This is a genomic window from Sandaracinaceae bacterium (assembly GCA_020633055.1).
GTDB lineage: Bacteria > Myxococcota_A > Polyangia > Polyangiales > Houyiibacteriaceae > JADJJE01.
In genome coordinates this window covers 124,215-150,064 of the sequence record JACKEJ010000013.1, presented here as the reverse complement: position 1 = coordinate 150,064, position 25,850 = coordinate 124,215, and the positions used below count along the sequence as shown (strand labels likewise).

Below are 25,850 nucleotides of genomic sequence, written 5' to 3'. Positions count from 1 at the left end.
TGCGGGGTGTGGCGTTGGCTGCTACCCTCCCGCTGCATCCCATGACCTCGTCCACTCGCTCCTCCCATCTCGCTCCGCGCGCCATCCGCCGTGCGCCCGCCCGTTGGGTCCTCTCGGTGGCGCTGCTCGCGCTCGTTTCGGGCCTCGCCGTGGCGCCAAACGCCCACGCTCAGCGCGGGAGGCGTCGCCCCGCGGAGCCCGTGGTCGTCCCCGGAGACGCGGCGCGCGTCGCCGCGCAAGGGGCCTTCGCAGCCGGGCAATTTGCGGAGGCCGAGCGGCTCTACGACCAGGCCTACGCCGAGTCGGGCAACCCCATCATGCTCGTCGGGCTGGCCGATGCGCGTGAGCGTCAGGGGAACGCGGCGGGTGCCGTGGCGGCCCTCGAGGAGTATCTGTCATTGCGCAGCGAGGCGCCCGACAGGTCCGCCGTCGAGGCGCGCATCGCCGCGCTGCGCGCGCAGCGTGGTGTGGTGCTGGTCACGGCCGAGCCGCCCGGCGAGGTCTGGCTCGACGGCGAGCGCACCGGGTACGTGACCCCGGTCGAGCTGACGCTGCCGCCCGGCACGCATGCCATCGCCGTCACGCTGCGCGGCGAGCTGGTGGGTGAGCATGCGGTGGAGGTCCCCTACGGAGGCCGCACGACCCTGGCGCTGCTCGAGGGCGCGCTCGCGCCAGCGGACGGTGCGCCCGTCCCTCCCGGCGTCGAGGTCCCCGCGACGGATCACCAACCTGGGACCGACGTACCGGCCGACGCGACCGCGCCGGTCGATCCCCGTGAGCCCACCGACGCCGCGCCCGCGTCGGACCCCGGTGTCTCCCTCGAGGGAGACGGCGTGCCTCTCGAGGAGCCGAGCGCCGAGGACACGGCCGAGCCCGCGAGCAACTATCAGCCGCGTCGGGCGGCGGCCATCACGGCCGGCGTGGCAGCGGGCACCCTCGTGGTGGGCACCGTGCTCGGCTTCATGGCGCTGACCGAGCAGTCCGACTTCGACGATCACCCGACAGCCAGCGCCGCCGACCGGGGCGAGCGCTTGGCCCTCTTCTCGGACGTGATGTTCGGGGTCGCTGGGATCGCCGCCGTCACCTCCATCGTCCTCTACGTCACCGACCGCCGCGCACAGCGGGACGCCGACGCCGACGCCGAAGCGACCCGGTTGCGGCTGACGCCCCTCGCCGGACGACGCGGGGCAGGCCTGGGCGCCACACTCCAGTTCTAGGGATGTCCCGCATGTACCGAACCACTCTCGCCGTGGGCCGCCTGTCGTTCGTGCTGGCCTTGCTCCTCCTGCCAGCGTGTCAGCTGGTGGTGAACTTCGACCGCGACCGCATCGTGGAGGACGCCGGTCTGGACGGCGCCACAGCCGATGGGGCGGCGGCGGACGCGACCCCGGACGCCGAGCCCGACGCGGCCACGGACGCCGGCCAAGGAGACGCGAGCGCCGACGACGCTGGCAGCGCTGACGCGAGCCTGGATGCAGGTGCAGACGACGCAAGCGCCGACGACGCAGGCGCGGATGACGCGGGCGGCGCGGACGCGGGCACGAACGATGCTGGCCAGGATGCGGGCTGACGTGCGCCGCCCCCTCGAGCACGGGCACGTCGCGCGCCCATGAGCGGAGGGCGACAGACGCTGCTGCTGGTCGCCATGTGGGGCGGCGCGCTCATCAGCGTGGCGGCGCTGACGGTCTCACGCATGCGCTCGGGGGACGGCGACGTGCTGCCCGACGAGGTCGTGACAGGGCTCCCGTCGGGTGCTCCCTCGACACCGCTCCCACCGTTGGGTGAGGTCCAGGGGGGGCGCGTGCCCTTCCGCAGCTACCGCGGTGACGCGCGTCACACGGGGCGCACCGCCATCGTGGGGCCGCGCGAGCCGCACCTGCGCTTCGCGTTCGAGACGGGCGGCATGATCAAGTCGCAGGTGGTGGTGGACGAGGCGGGGCGCCTGTGGTTCGGCACGCTCGGCGCCCCAGGGGTCGGGCTCGATGCTCCGCCCCAGCCAGGTGAGCTGATAGCCCTCGACCGACGGGGCCAGGTGCTGCTGCGCCGCGCGCTCGGCGCGGACGTCTACAGCACGCCGCTGGTCACGAGCGACCGTGTGTACGTCGGCTCGGACGCGGACCGCTTCTACGCGTTCACGTTCGCGGGCGAGCGGCGCTTCGAGCTCGAGACTGGCGACGACGCAGACGTGGGCGCGACACTCGGCGCGGACGACCTCGTCTACTTCAGCGCGGGCCGCTGGCTGTGGGCGTTGGAGCGCTCGGGTACGGCGCGCTTCCGCTTCGAGGCGCTCTCCAAGATCTACACGTCACCAGCGATTGCCCCGGACGGGACGATCTACGTGGGCTCCCAAGACGACTACCTGTATGCGCTCAGTCCCACGGGCGAGGTGCGCTGGCGGGCGCGGGCGGGCGACGACATCGACTCGAGCCCGGTCGTCGGGGACGACGGCGCCATCTTCTTCGGCTCGGACGACCGGCGCGTCCACGCGCTCGACCCCTCCGGTCGCGAGCGTTTCTCGGTGGACGTCGGCGGCTACGTGCGTGCCCCAGTCGCGCTGACTCACGACGGCGGGATCGTGGCCGCGGTGATGGGTCCCCGACCGCGCATCGTGTCCCTCGACGCACACACGGGCGCCCTCCGCTTCGCGTTCGAGCTGCCCATGACCGAGTCGCCCGAGATGGGCGTGCTGTCCGGGCCACTGGTAGACGGCGAGGGCTCGATCTACTTCGGCGGGCACGACGACTTCATCTACTCGCTCAGCCGCACCGGGGGCCTGCGCTGGGCGTTCCGCGTGGAGGGGGACGTGGACGCGCCGCCCATGCTGGACGCGGACGGCACGCTCTACGTGGGCTGCGACGACGGCCGGTTGTACGCGCTCGCGGGCAGCCCGGCAGGCGAGGTGCCCGACGCGGGGGTCGATGACGCGGGGGCCGCACGGGCCGAGCCGACTGACGCGGGGGCCGCACTGGCCGAACCGACCGACGCAGGCGCCAGTCAGTCCCCACCGCCCGACACCGCCAACGAACCCTGAGGGGTCACTTCTTCTTGGAGCCGAACAGCTTCGCGAACACGCCGGCCGGCTTGTCCTCCGGGGGAGGCTCGCTGGTCTGTCCACGCATCCGCGCCAGGCGCAGCTCGCGGGCCGCGTCCACGTGCTTGGGGTTCGCCTCCACGATGCGCTCGAAGTGCTTCACCGAAGCGCGTGAGTTGCCCGTGCGCTTGTACAGGAACGCGAGGGTGAGGAGCGCCTGCTCATGCGTGTCCCGCAGCGCGAGCGCCTGCTCGGCGAGCGAGACGACCGCGTCCACACGCGCGTCCCCGTCACGCTGGAACAGGGCCCACGCCTTGAGCGCCAGATAGTCTGGCTCGTCCGGCGACAGCTCGATGCTCTTGTCCAGCAGCGCGATGGCCTGGCCCCACTCCTTGCGGCGCACCAGCACCTCGGCCTTCTCGTACTCGAGCGCCGCCGTAAGGATGGCCGCCAGCTTGCGATCGGCTGCAGGCGAGCCCCCCCCTGCCTGGACGGTCTTGAAGTAGGCGTTGCGCTTCTCCTTGTCCAGCAGCGTCTTCTTCGCCTCCGTGAGGTGCCTGAAGATGGTATCCACGTACGACCGCAGCGAGGCGAGCTCTTGCGGCAGGCGGTCGGGGTGGAAGCGCTTGATCCGCTCCACGTAGGCGTCGTTGATGGCGTCGTCGTCGACCGAGTTGTCGATGCCGAGCATCTGGAAGTAGTTCTCGGTGTCCATGGCCGCGAACCGCTCACGCACCGCCTCCCAGAGTGACTCGTGGGCGGGGCTCAGGCCCGCCGGCGGTGCAGGCGGCCCGCTCGGGGCGTCCGTCATGCTGGCGCGCGCCGGGGTCGCGGGTGCCGCAGGCGGGGGCTCGGTGTCCAGGGTCGGCATGTCCGAGAAGCCCGCAGGGCGGTTGGACGGGGGGGGCGGTGCGAAGCTCGGCAGGGGCGGCAGCGACTTCCCCCCAGACGCGTCTTGGTTCTCCAGCGCCTCCACGGGCGCGGGGGCCAGACAACGCGTGATCGCCAGGAGGTAGAGCGTGCGGGTCGCCACGCGCGCGTCTCCTGACATCTCGATCCACTCGCGGATGGAGCGGTGGCTCGCCTGCACCAGCTCCACGACGGCCTGCTCTTTGGGGATGAGCGCGAAGGCCGCGAGGTCCGTCGTGCGTACGAAGCGGTAGGCCGGCTCTTGCAGCCGCGCCAGCACCTGCTCCATGGTCTCGCGCCGCGCACCGCCGCGCGCCGCTGCGGCGATCATGGCGTACACGTGGTCCTTGCCGAAGAGCACACCCTCGGTGCCCGTGACCAGGTCCTGCTCGTAGAACGCGAACGGCGCGCGGGTCCGGTGGAACACGGAGAGGATCCCGCGCGAGAGATCGGTGGCGGGCTCGATGAGCTTGCCGGCGATGATCTGCCCGCGTCGGAACAGCAGGCGGTCCTGACCTGGCTGACCCTCGTCGTCCGGCCAGACGGCCAACGTGCCCGACATCTCACGCTCGTGGATGGACAGCAGCACGTGCGCGAGCGGCTTCTGCGACAGGTCGCCTTGTGCGATGGGGGTGGGAGCGGTCACGGGTCCGCAGCATACCCGAAAACGGGCCCGGAGCCTGGCGTCACGATGGGTTGGCGGGGCCGTGCAGCCCCCCTGCGGGACGGCCCGACACTCGTCAGTCGAGCGTCGGGCGTCCCAGCTCGAAGAAGCGCTGCGTCTCGGCGGCGACGTGCGCCTCGTGGTCGGTCAGGGCGTGGTCCGCGTCCAGCTCGATCAGCTCGACGTGCGGCAGCGACTCGGCGTACGCGCGCGAGCTGGCGATGGGCACCACGTCGTCGTGCACGCCGTGCAGGAGCAGCGCGGGCATGGACACCTGGGGGCGCTGGGGCAGGGCGCACGCTTCGCGCAAGAACGCCGCGTGGACGGGGACGTGCGCGCCCTCCGCGTTCGGGAACAGGGCGTGGCCGGTCGCCAACCAGCGCTCGATCCCGTCTTCGCCGAGCCGGTCGTGCCAGCGCTGGGCGAAGTCGAACGCGGGCGCGATGAGCACCAGGCGGTCCACCACTTCGGGGCGCTGGGCCGCGTAGACCGCGCCCAGCCAGGCGCCCAGGCTGGAGCCGATGACCCGCCACTTGGGCCCCGTGGGGTCGCGCCCCAGGGTGGCGTCGAGCTCGCGCAGGATGGCGTCTGGGCTCAGCCTGGTGAACGAGGGGCGGTTCAGGTCGGGCAGCGCCAACTCGATGCCGAAGCCCGCGAACATGCGCTCGAGGTGCTTGCCCTTCTTGGAGGCAGGGCTGGAGCCGAAGCCGTGGAGATATGCGTAGCGGAATTCGTAGGACACGGTGCCGTCGGGGGGATGGCGAGCATGACACGAACCCGTGGCCGCGAACCAGACGCGAACCGGGGTTGGCCCGCCGAGGCGGGATGCGGCAGACTCGCCAGTCCATCATGTCGCTGCAGCTCTACGACACGCTCACGGGCCAGAAGGCCCCGTTCTCTCCGGCCGACCCCGACCACGCGCGCATCTATGTCTGCGGTCCCACCGTGTACGACTACGCGCACCTGGGCCACGCTCGCTGCTACATCGTGTACGACGTGCTGACGCGGCACCTGCGCGCCTCGGGCCTGCGCGTGACCTATGTGCGCAACGTCACCGACATCGACGACAAGATCATCAAGCGCGCGGCCGAGCGCGGCGAACAGCCGGACGAGCTGGCGGCCCGCTTCACGGACGCGTTCGGTGAGGACATGGCCCGGCTGGGCAACGCCACGCCCGACGTGGAGCCGCGCGTGAGCGGTCACTTGCCGCACATCATCGCGCTGGTGCAGCGCCTGATCGCGTCTGGCAACGCCTACGAGGTGGATGGCGACGTCTACTTCTCGGTCGAGTCGTTCGAGGGCTACGGCAAGCTCAGCCACCGCGACCTGAGCGCGCACGAGTCGGGGGCCAGCGGGCGCACCGACGCGGAGCAGATGGCGCGCAAGCGGCACCCCGCGGACTTCGCGCTGTGGAAGTCGGCCGAGCGCTCGGAGGTCGGCTGGGACAGCCCCTTCGGCTGGGGGCGGCCGGGCTGGCACATCGAGTGCTCCGCCATGAGCATGGAGCACCTGGGCGAGACGCTGGACCTGCACGGCGGCGGACTCGACCTGGTGTTCCCACACCACGAGAACGAGCTCGCCCAGAGCGAGGCCGCCACGCAGAAGCCGTTCTCCCGGTGCTGGATGCACAACGGCTTCGTCGAGGTGAACAAGGAGAAGATGGGCAAGAGCCTGGGCAACTTCTTCACCGCCCGCGAGCTCTTCCGGCACATCGAGCCGGAGGCCATCCGCATGTTCTCGATGACGGTGCACTACCGCGCGCCCCTCGGGTTCGACGTCGAGGACGAGGGCGGTCCGGCCGGTCCGCGCTTCCCGGGGCTGGAAGAGGCCGAGCGGCGGCTCGAGTACCTGTACAAGACTCGGCAGCGCCTGGCCGAGCTGCCCGAGGCGCGCGTGGTCCCCGGAGGCCAGGCCCCCGACGCGCTGGTCGGGTTCCCCGCAGCGCTCGCCCGCGCGCTCGACGACGACCTGAACATGCCCGTTGCGCTCGCTGCGCTCTCGGAGCTGCTCTCGGCGGTGAACGAGCTGTGCGACGGAGCGCTGCGCAAGAAGGGCAGCGCTCCCCAGGCCGCCGTCGACGCCGCGCTCGCCGGGTTCGAGGCGCTGCGCACGCACCTGGGTCTCGGCTTCCAGGAGCCGCGCGAGGTGCTGGAGCGCGTGCGCGACCGTCGCGCGCAGGCCCGCGGGGTGAGCCGCGAGTGGGTGGAGCAGTGCATCGTCGACCGCGCCACCGCCCGCGCCAACAAGGACTTCGAGGCGGCGGACAAGATCCGCGTGGGGCTCACCGAGGCCGGCGTCGAGCTGCTGGACAGCCCCGCAGGGACCACCTGGCAGATCGTCTAACGGTCGCGGATGGCGCGTGGTCGAGGAGCCGCGGCCCGGCGTGACCCGCTTGACGCCGGGGCGCTGAAGACTAAACCCACCGCATGCTGCAGATCCACGAGCACGGCCGGGCCGGGTACGACCAGACGTTGGCCTCGCTCTCTCGACGCGGCGACGCGGACCTCGAGCGCGTGGAGCCGGCCGTGCGCGCCATCCTCAAGCGCGTGCAGGCCGAGGGCGACGCCGCCATCGTCGCGCTGACGCAGGAGTTCGAGGGGCGCACGCAGGAGGCCATCCGGCTCTCGGACGAGGCCTTCCGCGAGGGCGCGGCCCAGGCGCCGGCCGAGGTGCGCGCGCTGCTAAAGGAGGCCGCCGAGCGCATCCGCCGCTACCACGAGCATCAGCGCGACCCGGGCTTCGCCTACCGCGAGGACGGCGTCGAGCTCGGCATGCGCGTGCGCCCCGTGCGCTCGGCGGCGGTCTACGCGCCGGGCGGCAAGGCGCGCTATCCGTCCACCGTGCTCATGACGGCGGTCCCCGCGGCGGTGGCTGGCGTGCAGCGCATCGTGCTGGTCACCCCCCGCCCGACGCCGGAGATCCTCGCCGCCGCGGAGATCGCGGGCGTCACCGAGGTCATCGACGCGGGCGGGGCCCAGGCCATCGCGGCAGCGGCCTACGGGACCGAGAGCGTGGGGCGCGTCGAGAAGATCGTCGGGCCGGGTAACATCTTCGTCGCGTGCGCCAAGCGCCTGGTGTTCGGGCTGGTGGACATCGACAGCATCGCGGGCCCGAGCGAGATCCTGGTCGTCGCCGACGACGCGGCCGACCCGGAGGTGGTCGCGGCGGACTTGCTCTCGCAGGCCGAGCACGACGAGGACGCGTACGCGCTGCTGGTCACACTCTCTCGTCAGCAGGCGGACGCCGTCTCGGCCGCCGTGGAGCGGCAGCTGGCGGCGCTCCCCCGTCGTGACATCGCCGAGGCCTCCGTGCGGCGCAATGGGCACTGCTTCGTGGTTCCGTCGCTGGCCGAGGCCGTGCGTGTGGCCGACGAGCTCGCGCCGGAGCACCTCAACCTCTCCGTGGCCGACGCCGACGCGGCCCTCGACGGCATCTCGGCCGTGGGTGCGGCCTTCCTCGGCTACCACACGCCCGAGGCCGCTGGGGACTACGCCGCGGGCCCCAGCCACGTGCTCCCCACGGGGGGCTCCGCGCGCTTCGCCAGCCCGCTCGGCGTCTACGACTTCGTCGTGCGCACTTCCGTCATCCGCTACGACCAGGACGCCATCACGCGGCAGGCGCCGCTGCTCGAGGGTCTCGCCCGGCTCGAGGGCCTCGAGGCTCACGCGCGCGCCGTGGCCATCCGCCGCGGTCGCTGAGCGCGCCATCCGGGTGGGGCCGTCAGTCCTCGTCGAACGCGCGCGTCGCGATGAGCGCACGGATGGCGGCGCTGTGCTCATCCGTGAGCTTGCCGAAGCGCACGCCGAACCCGGGCGGGGCTGCGTTCCCGTGCTCGTCCACCCGCGGGCCCGTCGAGCTCCACTGCACGACGCCCGCGAGGATGATCGGGTCCCACGACGTGGGCGAGTCGATGCGCAGCGCCACGGTCGCGCCTTCCGCTGGCGGGCGGGGGGTCTCCACCGAGGCGCCTCGCACCCCGAGGTCGCGCGTGGTCCCCGTGTGCTCGAGCCCGTCACGCGTCTGGAAGGCGACTCGGAGGCTGAGCTCGGCGCGCGGGGTCGTTCGTCCGTGAGACTTGTTCGCCACGGGTCACAGGGTAACACCCCCTCGTAGGTCGTCAGCGCATCGTCGAGCGCCCGACGACGCGTCGCTCCCGTCTTTCGCTTCTGTTTCCAAATCGGACACGTTTTGGCCGATACTCGGCCCCGATGTTGGTGCCACGACCACCGCCGCCGGATCGCAGCGGAGAGCGCATCCGGGGCAAGTACCAGCTGGATTCGCGCATCGCCGTGGGCGGCATGGGCGAGGTGTATCGCGCGACCAACACCCTCGTGGGGCGCGAGGTGGCCATCAAGATCCTCTTGCCCAGCCTGGCGCAGAGCGAGAACGTGCGCGCGCGCTTCCTGCGCGAGGCGCAGATGGCCCACTTCGTGCGCCACGCGCACGTGGTCGAGATCCTCGACATCGACGAGGACGAGCGCGGCTTCCCCTTCATCGTGCAGGAGCTGCTCGAGGGCGAGGATCTGGGCGCCTACATCGACCGTTCGGGGGGGCGCCTGTCCCTCGAAGTGACGCTCGCCGTCATGGTGCCCGTGGCGGAAGCGCTCGGCGCCGCGCACGCGAAGGGCCTCGTGCATCGGGACCTCAAACCCGAGAACATCTTCCTCTCGGGCAACCGCGACGTGCTCATCCCGAAGATCCTCGACTTCGGCATCTCGAAGGTCACGAAAGCGGGCGAGGTGGCTGGAGAGGCGGAGGGGCGCTTGATCGTCGGCAGCCCTACCTACATGTCGCCCGAGCAGATCCGGGCGCCCGCGGAGGTGGATCAGCGCACCGACGTGTGGGCCGTGGGCGTCATCCTGTACGAGTGCTTGGCCGGGCGCCGCCCCTTCGACGCGGCGTCGGTGGCCGACCTGTTCGTCCAGATCTGCCGGGACGATCCCCCGCCCATCGACGACTACGTCCACGATCTCCCACGGGCCCTGCGCGACTTGATCATGGGCTGCCTCAACCGCCGCGCCGACCGCCGCCCGCAGGACGGCGCCGTGCTCGCCCGCGCGCTGCATCGTGTCTCATCGCGGCTGTCGGGCGTGCTGAGCGTCCCCGGAACCATCAGCTCCCGTCCGCCTGTGCCGGTGGTGGTGGGCGGCCGTCGCTCCGAGCGGCCGCTGCCCAGCAAGGCGATGGAGCCCACCGCGCCCGACCTCAGCGAGTACGGCGCGTTCCAGGTGCCCGACGAGCTACGCCTCGACTTCGGCGAGCTGGGTGCCCACGACAACCCGGAGAGCATCGCCAACGCGGTCGCGCAGGTGGCGGCGTCGCGGCCCTCCAACCCCGGCGCGTTCCCTGCCGCCGGTGGGGTGGGCCACGTGCCGACCCGCCCCAGCCGCCCGCTCGACATCGACCCACGCGACCTGGCCCCACCCGCAGGGCGTCGCAAGACCACCTCGGGCACCGCCACGCCAGCGACGGGCAAGGGGCGCCACCCCGCGGCCCCCGCGCGCGAGGCCGTGCGCCCGGGTCGCCCGCCCCGCACACCGGACGTCCCGTCGCTGGGCTCCATGCTGGGCGCCGCCGCGTGGCTCGGCCTCTCCGCGGCGAGCGTGGCCGTCTTCGCGGGAGAGGCGCTCCCGGCCCGCGTGCAGAGCCTGGGGCCGCTGGCAGGGTTCGGGCTGTTGGCGCTGGTCATGGGGCTCGGCGCGGTCGCCATCGGCGTGGGCCTGCGCACGGTCGGCAGCCCGGGGTACACGCTCGGTGTGGTGGGGCTCGGGGGCGTGGGCATCACGGTCGTCACGCTGTTGCTCGGGTTGCGCCACTTCCTCCCCAACCTCCCAGGCATCCGCGACAACCACGCCCTGTTCGTGCTCGCGGGAGCCGCCGCCGTCGCGGTGCTCGCGCTGGGCCTCGGGCTGCGCGGCCTCTTCGGGGGTGTGGACGCCTTCCGCGTGCGGCCGCGGCGGCCTCTGCTGGGGACCTCCGTGTTGCTCGTGTCCCTCGCGCTGGGAGGCAGCGCAGGCTGGGTGTTCTACGCCCTGGGGACGGGCCATCCGCTCGTCCCTCGGGCCATCGCGCCTGCGTTGGCCCCGCTCGAGGGCACCGCCGACGGTTCGCGCGACGGGGAGGACGCGCAGCCCGCGGCGCCTGCGGAAGCCGAAGATGTCGAGCCCGAGACCTCGGACGACGCGGGAGATAGCGAGCCCCAGACCCCCGCCGAGGACGACCCTGGCGCGGACGCCGTGCGCGGTGGGGCGCCAACGGGTCCGACGGGTGCGCGCGAGCCCACGAGGCATCTGGACGGCCGGCCCGGTACGCACGCGCGCGGGGGCGGGCCCATGGAGCGCGCGGGTTCGGCGCGAGCGTTCCCCGCATGAGCTCGCGGCAGATCGAGATGGTGTGGCGCTGCTCGTCGTGCGGGCACCGCAACCTCGGCCGCCACAAGCTCTGCCAGCAGTGCGGCAACCCGAAGGACGACTCCGAGGCGTACGAGATGCCGGGCGACACGGCCGCGGCGGAGACGGTCACGGCGCCGGAGCTGCTGCGCATCGCGCAGTCCGGGCCCAACTGGCGCTGTGGCTACTGCGGCAGTCATCAGCGCCGCTTCGACGGCGCGTGCGCGCAGTGCGGGGCAGCGCAGGAACACGGGCAGGGTGTGCCCGTCGGGCCTCCCAGTCCGGGGTCCAACGCGGCGCGGCTCGCTGCTCCGCGGCCGGGGCCGGCGGGATCCAGCACGCGGGTCAAGGTCGGGGCGGGGCTCGCCGCGTTGCTCACCAGCGTGCTCGGTTGTTGCGGCTTCGGGTCCTGGTTGGCGGGCACGAGCACGGCGGACGGTCCGAAGACACACTACGTCGCGCGCGTCACCGCACGCTCGTGGGAGCGCGTCGTGACGGTCGAGCGCTTCCGGTTCGTCACGCAGGAGGCCTTCGCCGAGAACATCCCGGCGGACGCGCAGGAGCAGACAGCCCTCGGACAGCGGCACCACCACGACGACCAGGTGCCCGACGGCTTCGACACCGAGTACTACACGGAGCGCGTGCAGGACGGCTACGACACCGAGTACTACACCGAGCGTGTCGCCTGCGGGGAGGACTGCGTCGACACGCCCGAGTCGTGCCACGAGGTGTGCTCGCCGAACGGCAACGGCTTCGCCACGTGCACCACCGAGTGTAGCGGGGGCGGTCGCTCGTGTAGCACGCGCTACTGCGACGAGTCGCGCACGCGTCAGGTCCCTCGCTATCGAGACGATCCACGGACGCGTCAGGTGCCCCGCTTCCGCACCGTCCCGCGCACCGCCGAATGGTACAGCTTCCGTGTGTGGCGCTGGGGCGTCGCCCGAGTGGTGCGGGCCGAGGGCCAGGGTGACTCGCCGCCGCGCTGGCCCGCGGACGACGAGATCCAGCTGAACCAGGGGCTCGCGGAGGGCGAGCGCGAGCGAGAGGTCCGCAGCGAGACCTTCGTCGTCACGCTATACGCGGGCGCTCGCGAGTTCGTCACCCGCCCCAACGACGAAGCCTCCTTCGCGCGGCTCGCGTTCGGCAGCGAGCACTTCGTGCGGGCCCCACCGGGCAGTGGCTTCATCATCGAGGGGAGCGCCAGCGGCGCGTCACGCTGAGGGGCGCTCGGGGTGTCCGTCGGAGCACTCATGCCGGAGGCAGGAGCGGCGCCCGGCGTGGGCGTTGGCGATCCCCACGGCGCGGGGCCTGACCAGTCCCGGTCACGGTTCGTTCGCCTGGCGCGAGTAGGTCATGCCGTCCATCTGCAGCGTGTCGCCGCAGTCCTCGAACACGATCCACAGCTCGCGGTCCTGGTCGGGTTGTCCGTCGAACACCGTGTCGAAGAAGCGCACGCGCTGGCGCAGACCGTCGCGCTCGAGCACCTCGTAGCGGCCCGTGATGCGCAGCGGCGGGTAGCCCTCCATCGTGTATGCCTCGCGTGTGAACTCGTACTCCCTGGACATGCCGAGGGGGCGCTCCCCGTTCGGGCCGACGTCGTCCTGGCCCGGGTAGCGCGTGAGTGTGAAGCGCCCCACCAGCGAGACGAGCGACGGGTCGCACGCGTCGGGCGAACCGCCACCCTCGGGAGCGCTCGCGCCCGTCCGAGCGCCGTCCCCTGCTTCCCCCCCAGATGCCGCCCCCTCCGAGCTCTCGTGCGCGGGCGGTCGCGGACCACAGCCGTGCGTCATCACGAGGGTGAACATCAGGGAGAGCGCTCGGGCAGCGAAACGTGCTCGCGTGTGCTTGGGAGCGGGCGGTCGTCGCGTGGTGTCCATGCGCGAAAGGGTACCACTACCGCGTGGGGTGCCATGCACGGAGGGCGCTGATACAGTGCGCCCGTGCTCGACGTCTCCGCCTCCCGATCGCCCTTCGCTCCCTGGCCTGCGCGGGCGATCCTGTGCCTCGCCGTCGCCCTCGTGTTCGGACCCCAGTCCGCCGTGGCGCAGCGCCAGCTGCAGGTGGACGACTTCCGCCCCGCGCACGACACCGACGGCTTCCTCGGCGTGCAGGGCACGACCACGCCGGGACACCTACGCACGAACTTCGGGCTGTTCACCGGCTACACCTTCGGCCTGCTGCGCGTGAACCCCGACTTCACGTCGCAGCAGGTGGTCCTGCGTCATCGCCTTTCGATGGACGCGTTCATGCAGATCGGGCTCGGTGGCCGTCTGGCCCTGGCCCTCGACGTACCCTTCACGCCCTACCAGACGGGAGCCCCCCGCGCCCTCGCCGACGGCGACGAGAGCTTGGACGGGGCGGCGCTCGGCGATCTGCGTGTGACGGCCCGCGCGCGACTCCTTGGCGACGCGGCGGACGGGACCGACGTGCGGGCCGACGGCCCCGGCTTGGCGGGTATGCTGACCGTGACCCTGCCCACGGCGCAGGGCGTGGGCTTTCAAGGGGCACGGCTGCCCGAGGTCGACCTCACGCTCATTGGGGACATCCACATTTTCGGCTTCGGGTTGGGCGCCAGCCTCGGCGCGCGTATCCGACCAGAGCGGGTGCGCGTGGGCGGGCGCGTCCACGGCTCCGAGCTCCACTGGGGGCTCGCCATCGCGAAGCCATTCCAGGCCTATCCCGACCTCGTCGCCCTGCTCGAGTTCCGCGGCTCCAGCGGGTTCACCGGCCGCTACAACTCCCCTACGGAGATCGACTTTGGGTTGCGGCTACGCGCGGGCGCGTTCCACCTCAGTGTCCTCGGGGGTGCTGGGCTGCCGCACCGCGCGGCTGGCGCCCCCTCGGTGCGCGCCATGCTCGGCCTGCGCTACGCCCCGCCGCACCGCGACAAGGACCTGGATGGGATCCCCGATCACCAGGACCTGTGTCCGCTGCTCCCAGAAGACTTCGACGGATTCGAGGACGAAGACGGCTGCATGGACCCGGACAACGACAACGACCTCATCCCGGACGCAGACGACATGTGTCCGAACGAGACAGCGGAGGAGGGGCGTGACGACGACGAAGACGGGTGCACCGACCCCTGACGAGCCCCGTTCAGGTGTCGCACCGAGCCGAGCGGAAAGTTGATATAGTGGCGCTCCGGTCACGTCGCGCTGAATCCTCGTCCTGCGCGCCCCGTCCGAAGCTGCTGATGCGCCCCTCCCCCCGAACGCTGTTTCACGTCGCCGCGCTGTGCGTGGCGTTGCTCGCCGCCGTGAGCGGAGCCCACGCGCGTGTCTCGTCACGCGAGTACCTCGAGCAACAGCTGGCGGAGTCGTCGGACTTCCGCAATCGCACGCAGGCTGCGCTCGCGCTCGGTCGCTTGGCCGACGCCCGTAGCCGCCTGGCGCTCGAGCGCGCGCTAGCGTCCGACAACAACCCTGCGGTGCGCGCAGCCGCCGCGGCGTCCCTCGGCAAGCTCGGGGATCGGCGCGCCATCGGCGCGCTCCGCCGTGCCTCGCATGACGACTCCGCGTCCGTACGGCGGCAGGCCGAGTCCTCCATCGCCGAGCTGCGTGGTGAAGGCGGGGCGTCCACAGCACCGTCCGCCGCGGCGGTCGACTGGCGGCGGGTCCGCCATGTCGTCTCCGTGGGCCAGGTGAGCAACACCTCCAGTGTGGGTGGGTCTGCGCTCGTCGGGCCTCTGCGCGAGGCGGTGATGACTGGCCTGGCGGGTGTACCGGGGGTGGCGCCCTTTGGTAGCGCGGACGCCATCGGTGCGGCGGAGACGCAGCAAATCACCCGCCGCCGCATCCCTCGTTTTCGCGTGGACGCCGTGTTGAACGGGGTGCAGCGCACCGAGCAGCATGGCGAGGTGCGTCTGCGCGCGAGCGTGAACCTGACGCTGTTCGAGGAGCCCTCGCGCAACGTGCTGGGCATGCTCAGCGGTGCGGCCACGGCGGCCGAGCCACTCGGGCAGGGCCGCGACCAAGATCTACGCATGACCACGGCCGCGCTCGGCGCCGCGGTGCGCAGCGCGCTGAACGGGGCCGGAGGGGCGCTGGAGCGCGCGAGTCGCCGCTGACGTCTCGTGTGGCGCCCGCAGCCAGCTTCCTCGCGACTACTTCGTGACGGGCTTGAGGCCCACGCGTCCGTCGCGCACGACGACCTCGAAGTCGATCGACTTGCCGACGTGCTTCTCGCGTAGCTTGGGCATCATGTCCTGAATGCTGCGCTGCAGGGTCTCGTACTTGACGTTGTCCACGCGCTCGTTGTTCCGCCTGCGCGCTGCCACGTAGTCGTCGTAGATGCGCTTCATGCGCACGTCGTCCACGTCCCCGCTGGGAGGGCGCGGCGGTGCGGCCGGACGCGCGGCGCTGGGGGCTGGGGGTGGAGCGGGCCGAGGGGGCGGCGAGGATGGAACGTTCGTGCTGTCACTCGAGCGCCGGCGGCGCTCCGTGGGCTTGCCGAAGGTGGCGACGCGCGGGCCGGCCGGCGTCGCGGCGCTTGGGGGAGCGGGCGAACCGGCCACAGGCCGCGCTGGGCCACCGCTCGTCAGTCCGGCGATGGCCGCGTCCAGCTCTGGGTCGTCGAGCAGGTCGCTCAGGTCCGTGTCCACGTCCAGATCCAGCTCGTAGGCTCCCTTGTCGTCGCGTCCTTCGTCTGCTTCACCCCGCCGCGCTGCCCGCACGGCATCTTTGCGCTTCAGGCGCTGGATGTCGCGCTTGTACGTGCCCTCTTCGATCTGTCGGGTGATGCGGCGCCAGTAGGTCTGCAGCGTGGTGTAGCGCTGCAGCAAGGACTGGTAGCGGAAGCGCAGGTGTGTGCTGCGCGGCTGCTCGCGCCGCAGCAGCTCGAAGATGCGGTCGACCTGCTTGCGGGGCACGGAGGGCTCGATGCGCTCGATACCCTGGAAGTACATCTCGTAGAGGGCTTTGAGGCGGTCGAGGCGGGTCTCGAGATCCTTCAGCGTGACGTCGAACTCAGCGGCTTCCATGGGGGGCTGGCCGCATCATAGCGGCTGGATGCGAAGATTGTCGAAGGACACGTCGGACTCCCAGTTGTTGAAGCCGAAGTGATCATGCCCACGGCCGTACAGGGGTTCGGGGTCGTCCAGGGTGAGCAGGCGCTCCCCGTCCACCTCGACGGTGAGCACGCTCCCGCGTCGCTCGATGACGAAATGATACCGATGGTCGGGCTCCACGCGTCGCGGCGCGCCCACCACGCGGTCCTCTCCGTGCTCGTCCATGCGCGCCAACACGTTCAGCTGGTTGCCCCAGCCGCCGAAGATCACCACGTAGCTGGTCGCGTTGTACGACTCCCCGAGCGCGTGGGACACGCCGTCGCCGAACAGCTCGACCTTGATGTCGTGCGTCGTGCTGGTGGCGTCGAACTCGACGCGCACGTCCCGCGGCAACGTCCGCCGCAGCCACAGCGGGTGGTTGCGCGCCTCACGGATGCGCAGCGCGCCGTCCACGATGCGCCACGCGCCCCCCGTGGTGTTCCAGTCCTGGCCGAGCTGCGTCCGGTCGAAGTCGTCGGAGAAACCCTCGGGCCCGATGCCGGTGTCCCCCTGCGGCGTGCACCCGGGGGCGCAGGACAGCGCCACGGCCAGGGCCGACGCGAGAGGGAACGCGGCGTGGCGCACCAACGGCAGCGCGGGGGCACGGTGCGTGAAGAGGGCGCGCGGGGAAGGGCGGGAACGAGTCACGGCCGAAGGCTGCCCCGGAACGCCTCGGAGGGCCAGCGCAAGCGCCCGGTGTCCACTGGAGCGACGGCAGGAGGCCCGTCCGCGTGCGCCCCGCGTCGCGTCAGACCGCGGCCCGCGCGTCCTCGAGGGCCTGCAGCTCGCGCTCGAGCCGCTCGATGACGGGCTGCACCCCCGCGGCCGACGTCGCCGCCGAGTGCGCTGCGCCGCGTACTTCGGCCATGTGCGCCACCACGCCCGGGTCGAGCTTGTCGGCCTTGTTGAAGACCAGCACGCGCGGCATGCGGTCGAGCTCGAGGCGTGTGAGCAGCTCCTCCGTGGTGGCCACGTGCTCGTCCCAGGCAGGGTCGCTGGCGTCGATCACGTGCAGCAGGAGGTCGGCGTCTTGTGCCTCCTCGAACGTGGCCTTGAACGCAGCGAACAGGTCCTTGGGTAGGTCGCGGATGAAGCCCACGGTGTCGGTCAGCACCAGCTCCCGCCCCGAGGGCAGCCGCATGCGGCGCGCGCGCGTGTCGAGCGTGGCGAAGAGCTTGTCCTCCGCGATGACGTCGCTGCCCGTCAGCGTGTTGAGCAGCGTGCTCTTGCCTGCGTTGGTGTAGCCCACCACGGCGACGACCGCGACGCCGCTCTGGTTGCGCTTGCTGCGGCGCTGCTTGCGCTGCTTGGACAGCTGCTTGAGCTCGCGGTTCAGCCGGTCGATGCGGTCGCGCGCGCGTCGTCGCCCCACCTCGAGCTTGGTCTCACCGGGACCTCGTCCGCCGATGCCGCCCGTCAGGCGCGACAGGGAGTCGTCCTTTTGCCCCAGGCGCGGCAAGAGGTACTTCATCTGCGCCAGCTCCACCTGCAGCTTTCCGTCGTTGCTCTCGGCGCGCTGCGCGAAGATGTCCAGGATGAGCTGGGTGCGGTCCAGCACCTTCAGGTCGGTCAGGTGCGCGATCGCCGCGGCCTGCGCGGGCCCGAGCTCACGGTCGAAGATGAGCACCTCGGCGTCCAGCTGCATGGCGCGGATGACCACGTCGTCGAGCTTGCCGCGCCCCATCACGAGCTTGGGGTCGATGCGCTCTCGCACCTGCACGAGGCTGTCGGCCACCTCCACGCCCGCCGTGCGCGCCAGCTCCTCCAGCTCGCGTAGCGAATCCTCGGCGTTGCGCGCGTGCTTCTTCTCGCACACGTGCATGAGGATGGCGCGGCCGTCCTTGCCCGTGACGGTGCGTGCCTTGCTCGCCCGCGCGAACTCGGCCTCGAGCGCGGGCACGATCTCGGCCGGGTTGGCGTCCAGCTTGGCGATGGGGATCGGACCGAACGTACGGAAGGGTGCGTCGGAGCTGCCCTCGGCGATCGGGATGTTGTGCCCGTAGTAGACCGAGAGCGCGCGGTCCTCGCCCGGCGCGAGGCAGATGGCTGCCACCATGTCGAGGCGCAGGCGTGTCAGGTCCACCAGGTCGTCGCGGGTCAGCGGCTCGTCGTAGAGGTGCGTGTGCACCAGCCGTAAGCCGCGTAGGCGCCCGCTGCCCGCGCGCAGGCGACCCACGTCGGGCAACATCAAGCGTGAGGCGTCCCCGATGATGACGTGGTGGATGCTGCCGGCGCGGTCGGCCAGCACGCCCACCTGGCGGCCCGTCGCGTGGCTGACGGACACCAGGTCGCGGGTGAGCTCGGTGGTGGTGAGCTTGTCGAAGGGCAGGCGGCGCTGGTAGATGCGCTCGAGGGCTTTGGTCTCTCGGGGCGCGAGGCCCGACGTGTTGCCGTGGATTTGCATGCAGGGTCTAGCGCAGCACCGAGGGGTCGAGCTCGAGGCTGATGGGGCAGTGATCGGAGCCCATCACGTCCGTGTGGATCTTCGCGTCGCGCAGGAAAGGCAACACCCCTTCCGACACGAAAGCCAGATCAATTCGCCAGCCCACGTTGCGCTCCCGGATGCCCGCGCGCTGGCTCCACCAGCTGTAGCGCTCGGCCTGCGTGGGGTACCGGTGCCGGAACGAGTCGGTCCAACCGTCGCGCAGGATGGCCCGCAGGGCCTCGCGCTCCTCGGGCAGGAACCCGCTGGTCTTCTGGTTGGTCTTCGGGCGCGCCAGGTCGATCTCCTCCGGGGCCGTGTTGAAGTCGCCCATGACGATCACCCGCCCACCGTTGCGCCGCGCGGGCTCGAGCTGCTCGAACAGCCGCTGCGTGAAGGCCAGCTTGTAGGGGACCCGACTGTTGTCGCGCTCCTTGCCGTTCCCATTGGGGAAGTAGACGTTGGCGATGGTCAGCGCGCCGAGCGTGAGGATCTGCACGCGCCCCTCGCTGTCGTACTCGGGCACCCCGAGCGAGGTCTCGACGCGCTCGAGCGGGTGCCGGGAGTAGAGGCCGACACCCGAGTAGCCCAGGCGCTCGGCCGCGGCGAAGTGCGTGTGGAAGCGCTTCGGCTTGCGCAGCTCGTCCGGCAGCTGCTCGGGAGTGGCGCGCGTCTCCTGGAGGCCCACCACGTCGGCCTGTGCCTTCGCGAGCCACTCGAGGAAGCCCTTCTGGGCACACGCGCGCAGCCCGTTCACGTTCCAGGAGTAGATCCTCGTCACCTTTGCCGGCATGGGCGCACGAAGTAGCAGGCGCCGGGCGCGGGCGCGAGGCTCACGCGCAATCGTCTGACCCGAGCGGAAGTTTGTGGCTACAATCCCGATCAGTCAGTCAGGCGAGCATGGTGACCGCATACAGCCGCGATAGCGATCCTCTGCTGGGCGCGACCATCGCCGAGAAGTACCGTATCGAGGCGCTCATCGCCCGGGGCGGCATGGGGCGGGTGTACCGAGCGACACAGCTGGCGCTCGAGCGCGAGGTGGCGCTCAAGGTGCTGGACCTGCGCTGGCTGGCGCAGTCGGGCAGCAGCGACGCGGTGGTGGAGGATTTCCAGCGGCGCTTCGTGTTGGAGGCGGCATCGGCGGCCAAGCTGACCCACCCGAACACCATCGTCATCCACGACTACGGCGTGGAGGGCGACGCGCTGCTCTACATGGTGATGGAGCTGGTGGAGGGGCGGACGCTCGCCGAGCGCCTCGACCGCGATGGGCCGCTCTCGGCCGAGACGGTCGTGCGCATCATGGCGCAGGTCTGTGGCTCTCTGGCCGAGGCCCACGGGCGCGGCATGGTGCACCGGGATCTGAAGCCCTCGAACATCATGCTCACCCAGCGCGGCAGCCAGCGCGAGTTCGTGAAGGTGCTCGACTTCGGCCTGGTCAAGCAGGGGGAAGACGTGAGCATGACGCGCAGCGGGGCGCTGGTGGGCACGCCCCGCTACATGTCGCCCGAGCAGGTCGCGAACGCCGAGGTGACGCCAGCCAGCGACGTCTACGGTCTCGGTGCCTGCATGTACCACGCGCTCACGGGGCAGCCACCGTTCGACTCCGAGTCCGCCTACGTGCTGATGGCGGCGCACGTCAACACGCGGCCCCCGCCGATGGCCGAGGTCGACCCCAACCTGCACGTGCCGCCCGAGCTGGAGAAGGTGGTGCTGCGCTGCCTCTCCAAGAGCCCGACGGACCGCTACGGGTCCATGGAGGAGGTCTCCATGGCGATGCAGGCTGCCCTCGGGGAGGACTTCACGCTGTCCGGCTCACGCAGCTTGATCCCGAGCGGCTCCACGCCGCTGGGCCGGTTGCCGTCGAAGGACTGGACCGACTCGCTGACGGACACCCGCGTCCGTTTGCACGAGGCGAGCGTCAGCACGGTCGCGCCACCACGGCAACGAGTGGCGCTGGTCCTCGTCCTCGCGGGGCTGGCGCTGTTGGCCCTGGTGCTCGTGCTGCGGAAGGGTCAGGACGCGCTGCCAGAGGAGCCCAACCCGTCCGCGCCCTCGGAGCGGGTCGACGACGACGTGCCCGGTGGCGTGGACCCCGCGAGCGAAGCTGGGCGAGTGGAGGTCTGGATTCGGTCCACGCCCGCGGGCGCCAGCGTCTCGCGCGGCACCGAGGACCTCGGCAACACCCCTGCGCGCCTCCTGCTCGGACCGAACGACCGCTGGTCGCTGACCCTGGCGGCGCCGGGGCACGTTTCACGCACGCTGCGCGTGTCGGCCGCGCAGCCTGAGGTGACCGTGGTGCTCGAGCCGGCACCCGCGCCCGCCGAGGCGGCGGCGGTACCGTCTTCCGAGCCCGAGCGACCGCACCCGGACGGCCCTCGCAACAGCACCGCGCCTGGGATGGCGTCGGCGACGGCGGGGCGCCGCGGCGAAGACGAAGCTGCCGCCACCACGATGACGTCTGGCGAACCATCACCCGCGGCAGAACACCGGACGGACAACCGTGACCCGTGGGACACCCCGTGACGCACCAGCACCCATCGATGTCTCCCGGTCTGGCGCACCTGTCCCTCGCGCTCTGGTTGTGCGCTGCGCCGCTTGCCGCGCAGTCAGCGGGCGGCGATGAGGCGGACGAACCCTCGGCCCACGCTGCAGACGACGCCCGGGCGCGAGAAGCGGACGACGCCCGGGCGCGCGAGCTGTACGTCCTGGGCGACGAGTTCTACGCCAACGGTCGCTACGAGGCGGCCGAGGAAGCGTTCGCGGAGGCGTATCGCTTGTCGGGGCGTCCGCTCTTGCTGTTCAACTTGGCGAACGCCCAGGAGCGCAGCGGGCGCTGGCGCGAGGCGGCCGAGAACCTCCGTCGCTATCGCGCCAGCGCGCCACCGTCCGAGTACGCGGCGCTCGACGCGCGCCTCGGGGCGCTCGTGCGGCGCATCGCGGAGCGGGACGCGGAGAGCCTGAACGAGCCTGTCGTGGTCGTGCAGCACGAATCCTCGGACTTGCCGCGAGGCACACCGCCGTCCTTCCCCCCGCGGGCGCCGCTCCGACCCGAGCGCCTGCTGCTCCCCACAGCGGGTACCCTCGGCGTCGTGACGTTCGTCCTCGCACTCCGCGTGCGAGCAGCGCGCGACGACGTACGGGCGGCGTGCGTGAGTCACTCCGGGCAGCGCCTCTGTCTCCCCGAGGCCCGTCGTCCCATCGCTCAGGACAGGCGGCTCAGCCTCGCGACGGACCTGCTCGCCGTCGCCACGCTCACCACCACGGCGCTCGGCCTGTGGCAACTGGTGCGCTCGCGGCGCGCCCCATCGGTGGACGACCGCACGCTGCGGGTCGGCGCGTCGCGGACGGGTTTCCAGCTCTCACTCGAGGGGGCGTTTTGACACGGGAGCCCTGCGCCTCTCGTTCAAGCTTCGGCCTCGCGGGCGCCGTGCTCGCGTTCGCGCTCGCGGGCTGCACGCTGTCTCGCGTGGAGTACCGTCGCTGCGACGACCACGCGGCGTGTCGCGACACGTTCGGCGTGGGCTTCGCCTGCACGGAAGAGGGGTTCTGCGAACAGCGACTGTCCGCGCGCTGCACCCGCACGCACCCCGTCGACTACTTCGAGAACCCCGAGGCGTACAGCGGATACCTCCCGCTCGGCGTCATCGTGAACCGCTCCCTCGAGGCTCACGAGGCGCGCGCCAACGCGGTCCAGATCGTCGCGGAGCTCGCCAACACCCAAGGCGGCTTCGGTGATCGCGAGCGGGTGGCGGTCGTGGTCTGCACGTCGGAGGAAGACCCGGCGCTGGACGCCGCCACGCCCGCCGAGGCCGTCGTCCAGACCTCGCACTACCTACACGACGTGCTGGGTGCGCCCGCCATCCTCGGTCCCACCTCGTCGGCGCTTTTGCAGGTGGCCTTCGAGGCGCGTGGGGCGCGCGACCTCCTCTTCATGAGCATGTCTGCGACGAGCGCTGCGCTGACGGCGCTCGAGCCGGACGCATCGGACGACGCCCCTGGGCTGCTGTGGCGCACGGCCGTGCCAGACACGTTCCAAGCCCGCGCCATCATCGCGGACCTGCGCGCGCGCGGAAAGCAGCGCGTGGCCGTGGTGCATCAGGACGACAACTACGGGACCGGGCTGGCGAACGCGCTCCGGGAAGGGTTCGTCGGGGCTGGGGAGAGCGCCGTCTTCCAAGCCTTCTCGGCCGACCCGCGGGGTGCCCTCGAGGCCGTCGCGGCCGACGCGACGCTCTCCGAGGTGGTGTTCGTCGGTGCGGTCGATCAGGTGCGCGGGTTCCTGCAGTTCGTCAGCGGCGACCCTGGCTTCAACGGCCGCGCGTTCTTCGTGACGGACACGGCGGCGAGCGTGGATCTGTTCGCCAGCCCAGCCGCGCCCGACGCCGTCTATGCGCGCGTGCGCGGCACGCGTCCCGGCGCGCCGACCGGGAGCGTGAACGGCTTCTTCCGTGGCAGCTACCTGTTCGCGTTCCAACAGGACCCCGACCTTTTCTCCTTCGTGGCCAACGCGTACGACGCCGCCTTCATGGTCGTGTACGGCGCGGTCTGGGCCGCGGCCAACGACGGCTCTTCACGGAGCGGCCGCTCCATCGCACGCGGTCTGCGCCAGCTCAGCGCCGGTGTTCCCGTCGCACTGGGCGCAACGACGTGGCCACTGGCCGTCGCCGAGCTCGAGGCGGGGCGCTCGGTCGATCTCGAGGGAGCGTCCGGCGACCTGGACATCGACCCGGTGAGCGAGGAGCTCACCGGCGACATCGAGGTCTGGACCATCGACACGAGCGTGGCACCACGCATCGTCGTCGACCGTCGCTACTCGGCCGCGGAGCTCAGCGCCCAGTAGCGACCGCGTGCGTGACCACGTGAACGCGCTGCTCGCCTCGCCGGGCCTGGACCCAGCGAGAGGAAGCGAGGGTTCGAAAGCGGGCTGCTAGACGGTGATCGTGACAGCGTGGCTGTGGCCCACCGCGGTGGTCGACGTGATCGTGACGGAGCCCGTGTTGGTCAGCGTCGCGAAGTCGGCCGCCGTGACGGTGACGGAGTGCGTGTGCCCGGCCGACCCTTGGATGTCGTAGGTCTTGTCCGCTGCGGCGGTGACGTCTGCCATCGTGACGTTCGCGACATGTCCGTGGTTGCTCGCGATGGTGACGGTCAGCGACATGCCTGCGTCGCCGCCACCTGTGCTGGGGCTGTCGTCGCCACAGGCGCTGAGGCCGAGGGCGCTCGCGCCGGCGGCGAAGGTGATCTGGATGAAGTGGCGGCGGGTGGTCTGCATGGGACCCAGGCTACCCCAGTTCGCCAACCCGTGGGGCCGCCGGTCGCGCGCTTAAGCGGCGAATAAGCCACGCTATCCGCGCCGGCGACGACGGCGGCGGCGCGGCGGCTCCTCCTCCGGCGCGATGTACGGCGGATCGATGGCCCACTCGGGGACGGGCTGCTCGCGCGCGACGCAGTCGATGGCGTAGAGCGTGGCGGCCTCCGCGAAGAAGTCGCGCGTCTGGATGGCGCCGAGCTTGCCCGAACGCAGGCGGCCCTGGCTGCCCGTGATCAATCGGATCCGGTCTTTCAGGCGCCGCGGCATCGCGATGCGCTCGGCGACCTCCTCCATGAACCACTCGAACGCGGCTGCCTGGTTGCGGGCGCCGTCCAGCGCCTCGTTGAGCGGGCCGAGCAACAGCGCTGACACCATCACCGCCTCGCTGAGCGTCTCCCCGCTCGCGACGCGCGCGTCCACGGCCGAGAGCCGCCGCCAGGTGAGGTCCGCGTCCGGCGCCCTGTCGTCCAGGTAGCCCGCCAGCTCGGGGAGGATCTCGGCGAGCACGCCGAGGTCCCAAGCCAGGTAGAACGAGCGATGCGCCGCGCCTCCGCGCAGGAGGCGGAAGATCTCCTCGAGGATGCGTGGCTTGGCCGCGCGCGACAGCTCTCCGCGGTAGGCCTGGATGGCGTCCAGCACGTCCGCCGCGATGCCCAGGTCCAAGCGCGCGCTGAACTTGATGGCACGCAGGATGCGCACGGGGTCTTCGCGGAACCGCACGATGGGGTCGCCGATCATGCGCAGCAGGTGCCGCTCGACGTCGGCCATCCCGCCCACGTAGTCGATCACCTCCTCGTGCTCGATGTCGTAGAACAGGCCGTTGATGGTGAAGTCGCGCCGGATGGCGTCTTCGAACGGCTCGCCGAAGACGTTGTCCGTGACGATCAGGAGGTCCTCGTCCGGCCGGATGTCGTCGGCGCTGGCGCTTGGCACGAGGCGCGTGGGTTCGTAGTCCGACACCAGCGGCCAGCGGCGCGCGAGGTCGGCGGGCACGCGGTCGATGCGCTGCCCGTGATCGCGCCGGAACGTGGCCACTTCGATGATCTTGCCCCCCGAGAAGAGCACGTGCGCCAAGCGGAAGCGGCGACCGATGACGCGGCAGTTACGGAAGATGCGGCGCACGTCCTGGGGCCGCGCGCTGGTGGCCACGTCGAAGTCCTTCGGCGACTTGCCCAGCAGGAGGTCGCGCACGCCGCCGCCGACCAAGTACGCCTGGTAGCCGTGCTGTGACAGCCGCAGGAGGACCTTCACGGCGTCCTGATCCATGGCCTCGTCTGGGAAGCGCACCTCGTACACGGCGGGCTCGGGCTCGTCCTCGTCGGCTCCGATGCCGCGCAGGCTCGCCGGACGCTCGACAGGCTCGTGATCGGCCTCTTCCTCGTCCCGGTCCCGTGCGCGTTCGCGGCGGCCACGACCTCGGTCGCGCCCGTCGTCTCGCGCCCCGTCGGACGCGTGCGCGCCCCGTGAGGTCCCGTTGGTCTCTTCCGCGTGCCCACGCGCCGCCTTGACCGGGCGCTGACCCTCGGGCTGACGCGGATGGGCGTCGTCGTTCGCCGCCTCGCCGCTGCCGCGTGGCTTGAGCTTGCGCTTGTTGGCCCGCCGCTCGCGGCGCTTGCGCGCTCCGCTCGTCTCTTCGTTGGCTGGTCCTCCGTCGTCCGCCGACGAGGGGCTCGTCCCCTCGGGCTCGTCGGCGGTGGCGCGGTCAACCCTCTGGGTGGCGCGGACCCGCGACGCGCGGGGTGGGGTGTCGCTCTTCGGTCGCGCGCCCTCCGCGTGGTCGTCGGCGGGGCGATCACCTTCCGGTCGATCACTCTGGGGACGCTCGCTTGGGCGGCGCGCACGCTTCCGCGGGCGGGGCTCGGCGCCCTGCCGCTCGCCGCTCGGGTCCTGCGCGGGAGCGTCCGGCGCACCGTCCGCCGCAGCGGGCTTGGGTGGGGCGGCTTCGTTCATGGCCATGGCTGTGTCTGTCCGTACAGGCCGCCCGGGAAGGGGTCGGTGGGAGTCCTCGGCGGCGCGTGGCAGCGCGACGGACGTTGGCGGCCGAATACGAGACGCGCTTCTAGCAGATCGCTGCCCTGCC

22 protein-coding genes are annotated in these 25,850 nt (G+C 71.6%); 12 read left to right on the top strand and 10 right to left on the bottom strand.

Annotation, left to right across the window (positions count from 1 at the left end; all coding sequences use genetic code 11):
- Positions 1-41 precede the first annotated feature (41 nt).
- The 3 genes from H6726_28645 to H6726_28635 all read left to right on the top strand — a co-directional run bounded on the left by H6726_28645 (position 42) and on the right by H6726_28635 (position 3,031).
- Entirely contained in the window at positions 42-1,217 is a 1,176-nt protein-coding gene (locus tag H6726_28645; protein ID MCB9661649.1) for a PEGA domain-containing protein, read from the top strand.
- Between the two features lie 68 nt (positions 1,218-1,285).
- Positions 1,286-1,570 (top strand): BatC protein, encoded by a 285-nt coding sequence (locus tag H6726_28640; protein ID MCB9661648.1) that lies wholly within the window; start codon positions 1,286-1,288, stop codon positions 1,568-1,570.
- A gap of 39 nt (positions 1,571-1,609) precedes the next feature.
- Complete coding sequence (locus H6726_28635; GenBank protein MCB9661647.1) at positions 1,610-3,031, top strand: PQQ-like beta-propeller repeat protein; 1,422 nt, start codon at positions 1,610-1,612, stop codon at positions 3,029-3,031.
- Positions 3,032-3,035: 4 nt separating this feature from the next.
- Here H6726_28635 and H6726_28630 read toward each other — a convergent pair whose 3' ends face one another.
- Both H6726_28630 and H6726_28625 read right to left on the bottom strand, forming a co-directional pair.
- Entirely contained in the window at positions 3,036-4,586 is a 1,551-nt protein-coding gene (locus H6726_28630; GenBank protein MCB9661646.1) for a DnaJ domain-containing protein, read from the bottom strand.
- Positions 4,587-4,680: 94 nt separating this feature from the next.
- Positions 4,681-5,346: an esterase gene (locus H6726_28625; protein MCB9661645.1), complete on the bottom strand. Its 666-nt coding sequence runs from the start codon at positions 5,344-5,346 to the stop codon at positions 4,681-4,683.
- A 107-nt stretch (positions 5,347-5,453) separates the two neighbouring features.
- Here H6726_28625 and H6726_28620 point away from each other — a divergent pair, with 107 nt between their 5' ends.
- Both H6726_28620 and hisD read left to right on the top strand, forming a co-directional pair.
- On the top strand, positions 5,454-6,947 hold the full coding sequence (locus tag H6726_28620) for a cysteine--tRNA ligase (GenBank protein MCB9661644.1): 1,494 nt from the start codon (positions 5,454-5,456) through the stop codon (positions 6,945-6,947).
- 83 nt (positions 6,948-7,030) lie between these two features.
- Positions 7,031-8,302: a histidinol dehydrogenase gene (hisD, locus tag H6726_28615; protein MCB9661643.1), complete on the top strand. Its 1,272-nt coding sequence runs from the start codon at positions 7,031-7,033 to the stop codon at positions 8,300-8,302.
- Positions 8,303-8,324: 22 nt separating this feature from the next.
- Here hisD and H6726_28610 read toward each other — a convergent pair whose 3' ends face one another.
- The gene (locus H6726_28610; GenBank protein ID MCB9661642.1) at positions 8,325-8,690 is read right to left on the bottom strand and encodes a PilZ domain-containing protein; all 366 of its coding nucleotides are present in this window, start codon (positions 8,688-8,690) and stop codon (positions 8,325-8,327) included.
- Positions 8,691-8,812: 122 nt separating this feature from the next.
- Here H6726_28610 and H6726_28605 point away from each other — a divergent pair, with 122 nt between their 5' ends.
- Positions 8,813-10,975 (top strand): serine/threonine protein kinase, encoded by a 2,163-nt coding sequence (locus H6726_28605; GenBank protein ID MCB9661641.1) that lies wholly within the window; start codon positions 8,813-8,815, stop codon positions 10,973-10,975.
- Positions 10,972-12,213, top strand: a complete 1,242-nt coding sequence (locus H6726_28600) for a hypothetical protein (GenBank protein MCB9661640.1) — start codon at positions 10,972-10,974, stop codon at positions 12,211-12,213. The genes H6726_28605 and H6726_28600 overlap by 4 nt, the downstream gene beginning before the upstream one ends.
- 102 nt (positions 12,214-12,315) lie before the next feature.
- On the opposite strand, the gene H6726_28595 is transcribed toward H6726_28600, so the two are convergent.
- The gene (locus tag H6726_28595; protein ID MCB9661639.1) at positions 12,316-12,870 is read right to left on the bottom strand and encodes a hypothetical protein; all 555 of its coding nucleotides are present in this window, start codon (positions 12,868-12,870) and stop codon (positions 12,316-12,318) included.
- A 63-nt stretch (positions 12,871-12,933) separates the two neighbouring features.
- On the opposite strand from H6726_28595, the gene H6726_28590 reads away from it, so the two are divergent.
- Both H6726_28590 and H6726_28585 read left to right on the top strand, forming a co-directional pair.
- On the top strand, positions 12,934-14,079 hold the full coding sequence (locus H6726_28590) for a hypothetical protein (GenBank protein MCB9661638.1): 1,146 nt from the start codon (positions 12,934-12,936) through the stop codon (positions 14,077-14,079).
- Positions 14,080-14,186: 107 nt separating this feature from the next.
- On the top strand, positions 14,187-15,059 hold the full coding sequence (locus H6726_28585; protein MCB9661637.1) for a HEAT repeat domain-containing protein: 873 nt from the start codon (positions 14,187-14,189) through the stop codon (positions 15,057-15,059).
- Positions 15,060-15,095: 36 nt separating this feature from the next.
- Here H6726_28585 and H6726_28580 read toward each other — a convergent pair whose 3' ends face one another.
- The 4 genes from H6726_28580 to xth all read right to left on the bottom strand — a co-directional run bounded on the left by H6726_28580 (position 15,096) and on the right by xth (position 19,252).
- Positions 15,096-15,971: a hypothetical protein gene (locus H6726_28580; GenBank protein ID MCB9661636.1), complete on the bottom strand. Its 876-nt coding sequence runs from the start codon at positions 15,969-15,971 to the stop codon at positions 15,096-15,098.
- Between the two features lie 15 nt (positions 15,972-15,986).
- Positions 15,987-16,622 carry a hypothetical protein gene (locus tag H6726_28575; protein ID MCB9661635.1) on the bottom strand — a complete coding sequence of 212 codons (636 nt, stop codon included), beginning with the start codon at positions 16,620-16,622 and terminating at the stop codon, positions 15,987-15,989.
- 163 nt (positions 16,623-16,785) lie between these two features.
- Positions 16,786-18,441 (bottom strand): GTPase HflX, encoded by a 1,656-nt coding sequence (hflX, locus tag H6726_28570; GenBank protein ID MCB9661634.1) that lies wholly within the window; start codon positions 18,439-18,441, stop codon positions 16,786-16,788.
- Between the two features lie 7 nt (positions 18,442-18,448).
- On the bottom strand, positions 18,449-19,252 hold the full coding sequence (xth, locus tag H6726_28565; GenBank protein ID MCB9661633.1) for an exodeoxyribonuclease III: 804 nt from the start codon (positions 19,250-19,252) through the stop codon (positions 18,449-18,451).
- 107 nt (positions 19,253-19,359) lie between these two features.
- On the opposite strand from xth, the gene H6726_28560 reads away from it, so the two are divergent.
- The 3 genes from H6726_28560 to H6726_28550 all read left to right on the top strand — a co-directional run bounded on the left by H6726_28560 (position 19,360) and on the right by H6726_28550 (position 23,299).
- Positions 19,360-20,982 carry a serine/threonine protein kinase gene (locus tag H6726_28560; protein ID MCB9661632.1) on the top strand — a complete coding sequence of 541 codons (1,623 nt, stop codon included), beginning with the start codon at positions 19,360-19,362 and terminating at the stop codon, positions 20,980-20,982.
- 17 nt (positions 20,983-20,999) lie between these two features.
- On the top strand, positions 21,000-21,839 hold the full coding sequence (locus H6726_28555; protein MCB9661631.1) for a tetratricopeptide repeat protein: 840 nt from the start codon (positions 21,000-21,002) through the stop codon (positions 21,837-21,839).
- Positions 21,840-21,925: 86 nt separating this feature from the next.
- Positions 21,926-23,299 (top strand): hypothetical protein, encoded by a 1,374-nt coding sequence (locus H6726_28550; protein MCB9661630.1) that lies wholly within the window; start codon positions 21,926-21,928, stop codon positions 23,297-23,299.
- A gap of 87 nt (positions 23,300-23,386) precedes the next feature.
- Here the strand turns inward: H6726_28550 and H6726_28545 are convergent, their stop codons facing one another.
- Both H6726_28545 and pcnB read right to left on the bottom strand, forming a co-directional pair.
- Positions 23,387-23,731 carry a hypothetical protein gene (locus tag H6726_28545; protein ID MCB9661629.1) on the bottom strand — a complete coding sequence of 115 codons (345 nt, stop codon included), beginning with the start codon at positions 23,729-23,731 and terminating at the stop codon, positions 23,387-23,389.
- A 72-nt stretch (positions 23,732-23,803) separates the two neighbouring features.
- Positions 23,804-25,720: a polynucleotide adenylyltransferase PcnB gene (pcnB, locus tag H6726_28540; protein MCB9661628.1), complete on the bottom strand. Its 1,917-nt coding sequence runs from the start codon at positions 25,718-25,720 to the stop codon at positions 23,804-23,806.
- Between the last annotated feature and the right edge of the window lie 130 nt (positions 25,721-25,850).